This window comes from Helcobacillus sp. ACRRO (assembly GCF_022347125.1).
Taxonomy (GTDB): domain Bacteria; phylum Actinomycetota; class Actinomycetes; order Actinomycetales; family Dermabacteraceae; genus Helcobacillus; species Helcobacillus massiliensis.
The window spans coordinates 72,985-83,186 of record NZ_JAKRNG010000009.1 but is presented as its reverse complement, the minus strand read 5'-3'; the positions used below and the strand labels follow the sequence as shown (position 1 = coordinate 83,186).

7 protein-coding genes are annotated in these 10,202 nt (G+C 68.1%); 6 read left to right on the top strand and 1 reads right to left on the bottom strand.

Annotated features, from left to right (window positions below):
• Positions 1-535: 535 nt before the first annotated feature.
• Positions 536-1,249, bottom strand: coding sequence for an MBL fold metallo-hydrolase (locus MHY20_RS05110; protein ID WP_239375403.1), 714 nt, complete (start codon positions 1,247-1,249; stop codon positions 536-538).
• Between the two features lie 73 nt (positions 1,250-1,322).
• Between MHY20_RS05110 and uvrA the strand changes: the two genes are divergently transcribed.
• From uvrA to gap, 6 genes are all read left to right on the top strand, one after another.
• Complete coding sequence (gene uvrA / locus MHY20_RS05105; RefSeq protein ID WP_239375400.1) at positions 1,323-4,160, top strand: excinuclease ABC subunit UvrA; 2,838 nt, start codon at positions 1,323-1,325, stop codon at positions 4,158-4,160.
• Positions 4,157-6,085, top strand: a complete 1,929-nt coding sequence (gene uvrC / locus MHY20_RS05100) for an excinuclease ABC subunit UvrC (protein WP_239375397.1) — start codon at positions 4,157-4,159, stop codon at positions 6,083-6,085. Before uvrA ends, uvrC begins: the two co-directional genes overlap by 4 nt.
• 48 nt (positions 6,086-6,133) lie before the next feature.
• The gene (gene rapZ / locus MHY20_RS05095; protein ID WP_183374347.1) at positions 6,134-7,027 is read left to right on the top strand and encodes an RNase adapter RapZ; all 894 of its coding nucleotides are present in this window, start codon (positions 6,134-6,136) and stop codon (positions 7,025-7,027) included.
• 62 nt (positions 7,028-7,089) lie between these two features.
• The gene (gene yvcK, locus MHY20_RS05090; RefSeq protein WP_239375406.1) at positions 7,090-8,049 is read left to right on the top strand and encodes a uridine diphosphate-N-acetylglucosamine-binding protein YvcK; all 960 of its coding nucleotides are present in this window, start codon (positions 7,090-7,092) and stop codon (positions 8,047-8,049) included.
• Position 8,050: 1 nt separating this feature from the next.
• The gene (whiA, locus tag MHY20_RS05085; protein WP_183374349.1) at positions 8,051-9,040 is read left to right on the top strand and encodes a DNA-binding protein WhiA; all 990 of its coding nucleotides are present in this window, start codon (positions 8,051-8,053) and stop codon (positions 9,038-9,040) included.
• Between the two features lie 156 nt (positions 9,041-9,196).
• On the top strand, positions 9,197-10,201 hold the full coding sequence (gap, locus tag MHY20_RS05080) for a type I glyceraldehyde-3-phosphate dehydrogenase (RefSeq protein ID WP_239375394.1): 1,005 nt from the start codon (positions 9,197-9,199) through the stop codon (positions 10,199-10,201).
• Position 10,202 lies beyond the last annotated feature (1 nt).

The window sequence follows — 10,202 nt, the reverse complement described above, 5'->3', positions numbered from 1 at the left end:
GTCAACGCGTGTCTCTCGACCGGGCGGCAACACCCCCCGGACCATCAATGGCAGGGCAACAAAGCCATACCCGGCCGAGCGACCAGACCCCGTCCATCGGGGTGCTCACAAGGTAACGGGCTGAGAAGCAGTAGCCCTCCGCCAGGTTCCTGACGATGCCCTGGCGGGTCGTCATGCTCCGGTTCTGCGGTGGGACGGGTTTCGGAGCGATCTGTTCGTTCCGATGCGTCGGCCCGGTCGTCGGCTGCGCGGCGGCCCGGTCACGATCCACGGGAATGGCATCGCCCCGCTGGAGGACGTCACGGACATGATCCGCGACCATCATCAGCACATGTGGATCCGTCGGCTGTTCACCCACGGCCGACGGGGCCGGCATCACCTGGTGCACCACCAGCGGCCACGAAACCACCACCCATCACCACGACTTCCGCACCGCAGCAGAACAGGAAGCAGCAGACCCGCCCGAGCCGGCCGAACCGCCGCCAGCTCGGGAGGGTCGAGCCTCCCCACCGATACCCCGCCGCCGGCACGCTGCTCACCAGCCGCGTTCGCGCCACTCCTCCAAGTGGGGGCGCTCGGTCCCGATCGTCGTGTCTGCTCCGTGACCGGGGTAGACGTGCGCCGAATCATCCAGCACACCGAACAGGCGCTGCTCCACATCCGTGATCAGAGACTCGAAGCGGGCAGCATCACCCTGCGTGGCGCCCACACCGCCTGGGAACAGGGAATCACCGGTGAAGACGTGGTCCCCGTCGGCCCCCTCCCCGCGGAAGATCAGCGCGATCGAGCCCGGAGTGTGGCCCCGCAGCCCCACCACCTCCAGATCGTTCACACCCACACGGATCACGTCGCCGTGCGACACCGTCTGCGTCGTCGGGGTGGGGATGTCCGGGGCGTCGGCCGCGCCCGCCACGGTGCGCGCATCCGTGCTCGCCACCATCGCCGACAGCGCTCCCACATGATCATGATGCACATGCGTGGTGACGATCGTGTCCAGCCGGCCCGTGGCGGAGCCCTCCCGCACCAGCTCCATCAGGCGCGGAAAATCGGCAGCCGCGTCGATCAGCAGCTGCGCGCCCGAGACCCGGCAGGTCAGCAGATAAGCATTGTTGTCCATATCGCCGACGGCGGCCTTGCGGACCGTCAGGGTGCGCAGCTCACGCACATCACTCGGGCCGCCGACCGTCACATCGCCCGTGTACTGGTGGTTGTTCGCGAAAGGGGCGGGGGAGGAGTCCGTGTTCATCATGCCGCGCAGTCTAGCCAGCGGGGGTGCATCACACCTCCGAATCGCCGACGCTGCCGGGCGATACGATGGCTCGGTGAGTGAAGAGCTGATCGTTCGCGGAGCGCGCGAACACAACCTGAAGAACGTCGACCTCGAGATCCCCCGCAACAAGCTGGTGGTGTTCTCCGGCCTGTCCGGCTCCGGCAAGTCGTCCCTGGCGTTCGACACCATCTTCGCCGAAGGGCAGCGCCGCTACGTCGAATCCCTCTCCTCCTACGCCCGCCAGTTCCTCGGGCAGATGGAGAAGCCGCGCGTCGACTTCATCGAGGGCCTCTCACCAGCCGTCTCCATCGACCAGAAGTCCACCAACCGAAACCCGCGCTCCACCGTCGGAACGATCACGGAGATCCACGACTACCTGCGCCTGCTGTTCGCCCGCATCGGCACCCAGCACTGCCCCGTCTGCGACGCCCCCATCGAATCGCAGAGCGCCGAACAGATGGTCGACGCGCTGCTCGACCTCGAGGACGGCACTCGCTTCCAGCTGCTGGCACCCGTGGTGAAGGGCCGCAAGGGCGAACATGCGGACCTGCTGAGCTCCCTGCAGTCCCAGGGCTTCTCCCGTGCCCGCATCGACGGCGACACCATGCGCCTGAACAGCGAGATCAGCCTCGCGAAGACGAAGAAGCACACCATCGACGTGGTGGTGGACCGCCTCGCCGTCAAACCCGACGCCCGGACCCGCCTCACCGACTCCGTGGAGACCGCGCTGCGCCTGTCCGGCGGCACCCTCATCGTCGACTTCGTCGACCGTGCCGAGGACGACCCCGACCGCACCCGCCGCTTCTCCGAGCACCGCTCCTGCCCCAACGAGCACAAGCTCGAACTCGAAGAGATCGAACCGCGGTCCTTCTCCTTCAACGCCCCCTACGGCGCCTGCCCGGAATGCGACGGCATCGGCTCCCGGCTCGTGGTGGACCCCGAGCTCGTCATTCCCGACGACGCCCTCTCGCTCAAGGACGGCGCGATCGCCCCGTGGACCCTCGGCTCCGCCGACCACCATCAGCAGATCATGACGGCCCTGTCCGAGGAGATGAAGTTCTCCATGGACACCCCGTACCGGGACCTGCCTGCCGAGGTGCAGGACGCGCTGATGAACGGGCACAACTTCTCCGTGCACGTCCGCTACAAGAACCGGTTCGGCCGCGAGCGCCGCTACTCCACCGGCTTCGAAGGCGTGATGCACTTCCTGCACCGTCGGCACGAGGACACCGAATCGAATTGGGCGCGCGAACGCTACGAACAGTTCATGCGCACCTCGCCCTGCCCCGTCTGCAAGGGTGCGCGGCTGCGCCCCGAAGTGCTCGCCGTGCGGATCGGCGGGAAGTCGATCGCGGAGCTGTCCGAGCTGCCGATCGATGAGGCGAAGGCGTTCCTCGACGAGCTCAGCTTCACCGACCGCGAACTCGCCATCGCCGACGAAGTCCTGCGCGAAGTCCACGCCCGTCTCGGCTTCCTCATCGACGTCGGTCTGACCTATCTGAACCTGTCGCGCAGCGCCGGCACCCTTTCCGGCGGCGAGGCGCAGCGCATCCGCCTCGCCACCCAGATCGGATCCGGGCTCGTCGGAGTGCTGTACGTGCTCGATGAACCCTCGATCGGTCTGCACCAGCGGGACAACAACCGCCTCATCGCGACCCTGACGCGGCTGCGGGACCTCGGCAACACCCTGATCGTCGTGGAGCACGACGAGGACACCCTCAAGGCCGCCGACTGGATCGTCGACATCGGACCGCTCGCCGGCGAGTACGGCGGCCGCATCGTCCACTCCGGCAGCCTCGCCGCCATGAAGCGGAACCCCGAGTCGCTGACCGGCCAGTACCTCGCCGGCAAGCGGGAGATCCCGGTGCCGCCGGTGCGCCGGCCCATCGACCGGACCCGTCGGCTCACCGTGGTCAACCCGCGGGAGAACAACCTCAAGGGCATGGACGTGTCGTTCCCGCTCGGCACTCTCACCGCCGTCACCGGCGTGTCCGGGTCCGGCAAGTCCACCCTCGTCAACGACATCCTGTACAAGGTGCTCGCCAAGCACCTGAACCGGGCACGCGTGGTCCCCGGCCGGCACACCCGAGTGACGGGACTGCAGCACCTCGACAAGGTGGTGCATGTGGACCAGTCGCCGATCGGCCGCACTCCCCGCTCCAACCCCGCCACGTACACGGGCGTGTGGGACCGCATCCGCACCCTGTTCGCGCAGACCCAGGAGGCGAAGGTGCGCGGCTACAAGGCGGGCCGGTTCTCGTTCAACGTGAAGGGCGGCCGCTGCGAGAACTGCTCCGGTGACGGCACCATCAAGATCGAGATGAACTTCCTGCCGGACGTCTACGTCACCTGCGAAGTCTGCAAGGGCGCCCGCTACAACCGCGAAACCCTGGAAGTCCACTTCAAGGGCAAGAACGTCTCCGAGGTGCTGAACATGCCGATCGAGGAGGGCGTCGAGTTCTTCGACGCCGTCCCCGCGATCCGCCGCCAGCTGCAGACCCTCGTGGACGTCGGCCTCGGCTACGTCCGCCTCGGGCAGGCGGCCACCACCCTGTCCGGTGGTGAAGCGCAGCGCGTGAAGCTCGCCTCCGAGCTGCACAAGCGCTCCAACGGCCGCAGCATCTACGTGCTGGACGAACCGACCACGGGCCTGCACTTCGAGGACGTCAACAAGCTGCTGAAGGTGCTGCAGGGCCTGGTGGACAAGGGCAACACGGTCATCGTCATCGAGCACAACCTCGACGTCATCAAGAGCGCCGACCACCTCATCGACCTCGGCCCCGAGGGCGGCAGCGGCGGCGGTCAGGTCATCGCCGAAGGAACACCGGAGGAGGTCGCCGAGAACCCGGATTCGTTCACGGGGCAGTTCCTGAAGGAGATGCTTCCGTGACGGATCCGTCGAGCTACCGTCCCGCCCGGGGGTCGATCCCGACGGATCCCGGGGTGTACCGGTTCTCCGACCCGGACGGCCGGGTCGTGTACGTCGGCAAGGCGAAGAACCTCCGCCAGCGCCTCTCCTCCTACTTCCAGGATCTGGCGGGTCTGCACCCCCGCACCCAGCGGATGGTGACCACGGCATCCAGTGTGCAGTGGACCGTGGTGTCCTCCGATGTGGAGGCGCTGACGCTGGAGTACACGTGGATCAAGGAGTTCGAGCCGCGGTTCAACGTGAAGTTCCGCGATGACAAGTCCTACCCGTTCCTCGTGGTGACGATGGGGGAGAAGGTGCCGCGGGCGCTGATCACCCGCCGGGAGCGCTCGAAGAGCGACCGGTCGTTCGGGCCGTACGCGCACGTGTGGGCGATCCGCGAAACCCTCGACCTGCTGCTGCGGGTGTTCCCGATCCGCACCTGCTCCGCGGGCGTGTACCGGCGGGCTGAGCGGTCGGGCAGGCCGTGCCTGCTCGGCTTCATCGACAAATGCTCCGCGCCCTGCATCGGGAGGGTCAGCGAGGAGAGGCACCGGCAGCTGGCCGACGGGTTCGTCGACTTCATGGACGGCAACACCGGCAAGTGGATCGCCGATCTGAAGCGCCGCATGGCGAACGCCGCCGCCGAAATGGACTACGAATCGGCGGCGCGGTTCCGCGACGACATTCAGGCGCTGGACACCGTGATGTCGAAGAACTCGGTGGTGCTGTCGGAGGCGACCGACGCGGACCTGGTGGCGCTCGCGTTCGACGACCTGGAAGTGTCGGTGCAGGTGTTCCACGTGCGCGGCGGCCGCATCCGAGGTCAGCGCGGCTGGGTGGCGGAACTGCTGGACGACTCCACCCCCGGTGACATCATGGAGCGGGCGCTGGCCGCCCTGTATGAGGGGACGGATACGCGGGCGCCTCAGGAGATCCTCGTCAGCCACCAGCCGACGGATCCCGATGCGATCCGCGACCTGACCGGCCGACGCACCACCTCGATCCGCATCCCCGTGCGGGGCGAGAAGAAGGACCTGCTGGAGACGGTGACCGCCAACGCGGTGGAGGCGCTGCGGCTCGGGAAGCTGAAGCGCTCCGGTGATCTCACCTCCCGCTCGAAGGCCCTGGAGGATCTGGGGGAGGCACTGGAGATGCAGGATGCGCCGCTGCGCATCGAATGCTTCGACATCTCCCATTCACAGGGCACCAATGTGGTCGGCTCCATGGTGGTGTTCGAGGACGGGCTGCCGCGCAAGAGCGAGTACCGCCGCTTCTCCGTGACCGGTGAAGCCGCCCGCGACGACACCGCCTCCATGCACGACGTCATGACCCGCCGGCTCAAGCACCACCTGAAGGTGAAGGAGCAGAGGGCCAGCGGGGAGCTGCCGACGGATCCCGAGACCGGCGAGAAGGCGCGGTTCGCGTACCCGCCGCAGCTGATCGTGGTCGACGGCGGCCAGCCGCAGGTCGCGGCCGCGCAGCGCGCGTTCGATGAGCTCGGCATCACCGACATCGCACTGGTCGGCATCGCCAAGCGGCTCGAGGAGCTGTGGCTGCCGGACGAGGACTATCCCCTCATCCTGCCGCGCACCTCCGAAGCGCTGTTCCTCATCCAGCGGCTTCGCGACGAAGCCCACCGGTTCGCGATCTCCTACCACCGCTCCAAACGGGGCCGCTCCGTGCAGGAGAGCGCTCTGGACGCCGTGCCGGGGCTCGGCCCGGCGCGGAAGCGGGCGCTGCTGGAGCACTTCGTGACTGTGGACCGCATCCGCAAGGCGGGGGAGGACGAGCTGGCGCAGGTGAAGGGGATCGGCCGCACCCTCGCCCAGACCATCATGGCGACCCTCGCCGCGGATCAGCCCGGACCGGCCGTGAACATGACCACCGGTGAGATCCTCGAGTGATGGAGCCGGTACCATCAGGACATCCATCCCTCACGTGAAGGAGCGCCCGTGACCCCGACGCCAGCGTCCCCGCCGGAAGCCGAAGCACCGGAGATCATCATCATCACCGGCATCGCCGGCGCCGGCCGTGAGACCGCCGCCCATGCCCTGGAGGACATCGGCTGGTACGTCGTCTACAACATCGCGCCGCAGCTGATCCGCCGCCTGTATGACCTGCAGGCGTCCACCTCCGGCCGCGACACCCGGTTCGCGGTCGTCACCGATCCCCGCTCAGGACCGTTCTTCGGTGAGCTGCCGGAGATCATCCGGCAGCTGAAGAAGCAGGAGCTGGATGTGCGCCTCGTCTTCCTCGACGCCAGTGAGGACGTCCTGGTGCGCCGCTTCGACTCCGTTCGTCGGCCCCACCCGCTGCAGGGCGAAGAGGGCGTCATCGAAGGGCTGCGCCGCGAAGCGGACCAGCTGGAGCCGCTGCGCCGCATGGCGGACGTGGTCATCGACACCTCGAACCTCAACGTGCACCAGCTGGCGATCCGCATGCGGGAGACGTTCGGCACGAACGAGGACCGCACCGTCACCGTGAACCTGCTGAGCTTCGGCTTCAAGTACGGCGTGCCCATCGAAGCGGACCACATGGCCGATGTGCGCTTCCTGCCGAACCCGTACTGGGTGCCGGAGCTGCGGGAGAAGCGCGGTGTCGACAAGGAGGTGTCCGACTTCGTGCTGAACGCCCCGAACGCGCGGGAGTTCGTCGACAAGTACGTGGACGCCCTGCTGCCGGTGCTGCGCGGATACAGCGAGGAGAACAAGCAGTTCGCCACCGTTGCGATCGGCTGCACCGGCGGGAAGCACCGCAGCGTCGCCGTCAGCGAGGAGGTCGCGGCGCAGCTGCGGCGACTGGGCCATTCCGTGCGGGTCCGCCACCGGGATCTGGGGCGCGAGTGACCCACCAGAACCAGCGCCGGCAGACCAGCCTGATCCTCGAGCACTCCAAGCCGCGCAGCCGCATGGTCGAAGGGGAGACCCGCGTGGTCGCCCTCGGCGGCGGCCACGGCCTCGCCGCGAACCTGCGGGCCCTGCGGCACGTCGCCCATGACATCACCGCTGTCGTCACCGTCGCCGACAACGGCGGCTCCTCCGGCCGCATCCGCAAGGAGCTGCCGATCCTGCCGCCAGGCGACCTCCGCATGGCGCTGTCCGCCCTGTGCGAGGACTCCGACTGGGGGATCGTGTGGCGGGACGTCGTCCAGCACCGCTTCGAGTCCGACGGCGAACTGAACGGCCACGCCCTCGGCAACCTCCTGATCGCCGCCCTCTGGCAGATGTTCGGCGACCCCATCCAGGCGCTGGACCACGTCGGCGCGCTCCTCGGGGTGCGGGGCCGGGTACTGCCGATGGCTCTGGAACCGCTGGACATCGAAGCGACGGTGACGGACCGCACCGGCACCAGCCGCATGGTGCGCGGCCAGGCCGAGGTGGCGTCCCTGGAAGGGCATGTGGATGAGCTGCGCCTGATCCCGTCGGCCCCCGAGGTGCCCACCGAAGTGCTGGAGGCGATCGCGCGGGCCGACTGGATCATCCTCGGCCCCGGCTCCTGGTTCTCCTCCGTGCTGCCGCACCTGCTGATCCCCGAGATCGTGGAGGCGATCCGCTCCTCGAAGGCGAAGCGGCTGATCACCATGAACCTCACCTCCGACCCCACGGAGACCGAAGGCATGACCAGCACCGACCACCTGCAGGTGCTGATGGACACCGCACCGGACCTCGGCATCGATGCGATCGTCGCCGACCCGACCATGCTGGACGACTCCCTGGAGCTGGTGGAGTTCGCCCAGCAGCACGGCATCTCCTCGATCCTGCGCCAGGTGAGCGTGGGCCGGGGCATTCCGGTGCATGACCCCGTGCGGCTCGCCGCCGCCTACCGCGATGTGTTCGACGGCGTGATCGCCGACGTAAGGGAGGACTGAGATGGCACTGACCCCCGATGTCCGCCGTGAACTGGCCGGTGTCGCCGTCACCCGCTCCAGCGCGAAGAAGGCCGAGATCGCGGCCATGCTGCGGTTCGCCGGCGGGCTCCACATGGAGGGCGGCCGCGTCGTCATCGAAGCGGACCTCGACTCCGAGCGCACGGCCCGCCGCCTGCAGGCCCTCGTCTTCGACCAGTACGGCTTGGCGTCCACCGTCACCATCGTGCAGCCCTCCGGGATCCGGCGCTCCGCCCGCCACCAGGTGCGGTTCGCCGGTGACGGGGCCGTGTTCGCCAAGCAGACCGGCATCCTCGACTCCCGCGGCCGGCCCGTGCGGGGCCTGCCGCCCACGGTGGTCGGCGGCTCGGGGGCCGACGCGGCTGCCGCGTGGCGCGGTGCGTTCCTCGCCCAGGGAGCGCTGAGTGAACCCGGACGCGGCGCCGCCCTCGAACTCGCCTGCCCCGGCAGCGAAGCCGCCCTCGCCATGGTGGGCGCCGCCCGCCGGCTCGGGGTGGCTGCGAAGTCCCGCGAAGTGCGCGGCGCCGATCGCGTCGTGCTGCGGGACGGGGAAGCGATCTCCCAGCTGCTGCGCGCCATGGGGGCGGAACAGGTGGTGAAGGAATGGGACCGCAAGCGGGTGCACCGGGAGGAGCGCGCAGCCGCGAACCGCCTCGCGAACTTCGACGACGCAAACCTGCGGCGCTCCGCCCGCGCCGCCGTCGCAGCGAGCGCGCGCGTGCAGCGGGCCCTGGAGATCCTGGAGGGCCAGGCTCCCGACCACCTCCTCGCCGCGGGCGCGCTGCGCCTGCAGCACCGCCAGGCCAGCCTGGAGGAACTCGGGCGGCTGTCGGACCCGCCGATGACGAAGGACGCGGTTGCGGGAAGGATCCGTCGGCTGCTCGCCCTGGCGGACAGAAGGGCCGCTGAGCTGGGGGTTGAGCCGACGGATGCACACCTAAGTCCTGAAATGTTGAACGGAACGGGCCACTGACCGAACCGGGCCTTCTCATGGGTTGATTCCTGCAGAACTGCGCAGGTCACACTTGGTAGGGTGAGGTCAATCCCTCATCTGGGACGTCAATGCGTACAACGGCGTGCGTGCCACTCCACTTCTTCGCAGCACCACTGCGACTACCTAGGAGGAAACGTGACCATCAAGGTTGGAATCAACGGCTTCGGACGCATCGGACGCGGCTTCCTGCGAGCAGTCATCGCACACGGCGCTGACGTCGACATCGTCGGTGTCAACGACCTCACGGACAACACGACGCTCGCCCATCTCTTCAAGTACGACTCGGTCATGGGGCGCTTCCAGGGCGAGGTCTCCCACACCGACGACACCATGACCGTCAACGGCGACACCTTCAAGGTGTTCGCTGAGAAGGACCCGAAGAACATCCCGTGGGCCGAGGTCGGTGCTGACATCGTGCTGGAGTCCACCGGTCTGTTCACCAAGGCGGAGGACGCCCGCGCGCACATCGAGGCCGGTGCGAAGAAGGTCATCGTGTCCGCTCCCGCCAAGGGCGAGGACGCCACCTTCGTGGTCGGCGTCAACGACAAGGACTACGACCCGGAGAACCACCACATCATCTCCAACGCGTCCTGCACCACCAACTGCCTGGCACCCCTGGCGAAGGTGCTGAACGACGAGTTCGGCATCGAAAAGGGCCTGATGACCACCATCCACGCCTACACCTCGGATCAGCGCCTGCTGGACGCCCCGCACAAGGACCTGCGCCGTGCCCGCGCCGCCGCCCTCAACATGATCCCGACCAAGACCGGCGCCGCCGCTGCTGTGGCGCTCGTCCTGCCGGAGCTCAAGGGCAAGTTCGACGGCTACGCCGTCCGCGTCCCGGTCCCGACCGGCTCCGTTGTGGACCTCACCTTCGAGGCCTCGCGCGAGGTCACCGTCGAGGAGATCAACGCTGCGGTCAAGAAGGCCGCGGAGGGTGACCTCAAGGGCGTCCTCGACTACACCGAGGATCCGATCGTGTCCTCCGACATCGTCGGCGACCCGCACTCCTCGATCTTCGATGCGCTCAGCACGAAGGTCATCGGCAACCAGGTCAAGGTCGTGACCTGGTACGACAACGAGGCCGGCTTCTCCAACCGCCTCGTCGACCTGGTCGAGATCGTCGGCGCCAAGCTCTGAT